The following is a 1,358-nucleotide window of genomic DNA, read 5'->3' as shown; positions in this document are numbered from 1 at the left end:
TCGCTCCTACATCTATGGTTACCCCCTTTTCTGCAATACTGTTTTTGATGTTGTGTTTGGCTTGCTTTCATCTATCCGGCGTCTGAGTGGGGGTGTTGCCCCGCGCCTCGATGAGAATCGATGCCCAACGACCCTAATTAGGGGAACGGCCTTTCAGCCGTGTAGGAGCCCAGGGTTGTCGTCAGGCCGGTTTGCCGTTCACGTCATCTGTTATCCAGCATCGCAAAACCAGGTGGGTGGTGCTCGGGTGGCAGCAGGGTCAGGCGTTCATCGCGGTTGGCCCTGCATCGAATTCAGTGTGGTGTGCCGCAATCGCCCACGCGATCCGCGCCAGCTTGTTGGCCAGCGCGCAGACCACATGGTTGGAGTGATGATGGGTCAGCAGCTGCCTGACCCAGTCGGCCAGCCAGCCTTTCTGACGATCCAGTTGCATCAGGTAAACACGGGCGCATTGGATCAGCAGGCGCCTTTGGTTTCGGTCACCGCGCTTGCTGATGCCCAGCAACACGGTCTTATTGCCGGTGGAATGTTGTTTGGGGACCAGTCCGATTGAGGCCGAATAGCCTCGTCCACACTTGAACTGCCTTCCATCGCCCAACTCCGCGGCCAGGACGCTGGAGGTGATCGGGCCGACGCATGGCATTGTCATCAGACGAGAAGCCAGATCATCTTCAGCGGCCTGGCTTTCTACGCGCTTGTCCAGCGATTTCACCTGTTCGTTCAGGTACTTGAAGTGTTCATGCAGGCACCTGAGGATTCTTTTGATGGCCTCGGAAAACGAGGCCTCCTCCAGCTGCGCCTCAAGCTCGTTGATCGATTTAAACCCCGGAGGCAGACTGATTCCGACCTCCAGTAGCGCCGCGTGAATCCGATTGGCGGTCGCTGTTCGATCTTTGACGAACGCATCGCGTGTCGAGTTGAGCATGGCCAGTGCTTGTTGATCTTGGGTCTTGGGCGGCACAAAGCGCATCGTGGGACGGGTAGCTGCCTCGCAGATCGCTTCGGCATCGGCAAAGTCGTTCTTGTTGCTTTTGACGTAAGGGCGTACCAGATGTGGAGCAATGAGCTTGGCCGAATGTCCCAACGTGGCAACGTGTTGCGCCATGAAATGGGCTCCTCCACAGGCCTCCATCACCACCGTGCACGGGTTGAGGTTGGCCAAGTGCCGAGTGAGCCCGGTGCGATTAAACTTTCTGCGATAGAGCTCATGACCATGCTCATCCTGAGCGTGCAGGTGAAAGGAGCGTTTTCCCAGGTCGATGGCGGCGATAGCAACGTTGTTCATGGCAATGATCTCCGATTAGCCCCCTGTGAAAGCTTAGCGAGCGATTACAGGGGGTGCGGGGGTAGCCATTTCA

At 57.2% G+C, this 1,358-nt stretch carries 1 protein-coding gene; it reads right to left on the bottom strand.

Annotated elements, in window-relative coordinates; genetic code table 11:
* Positions 1-259: 259 nt before the first annotated feature.
* Positions 260-1,285: an IS110 family RNA-guided transposase gene (locus ACW9JE_RS30760; protein ID WP_457434914.1), complete on the bottom strand. Its 1,026-nt coding sequence runs from the start codon at positions 1,283-1,285 to the stop codon at positions 260-262.
* Between the last annotated feature and the right edge of the window lie 73 nt (positions 1,286-1,358).

This window comes from Pseudomonas sp. SDO55104_S430 (assembly GCF_054070595.1).
The sequence above is the reverse complement of the archived record's forward strand: the minus strand, read 5'-3'. Positions and strand labels throughout refer to the sequence as shown.

Coding starts and splice junctions, on each gene's coding strand:
- ACW9JE_RS30760 (WP_457434914.1), bottom strand. CDS start 1,285: ATGAACAACGTTGCTATCGCCGCCATCGACCTGGGAAAACGCTCCTTT.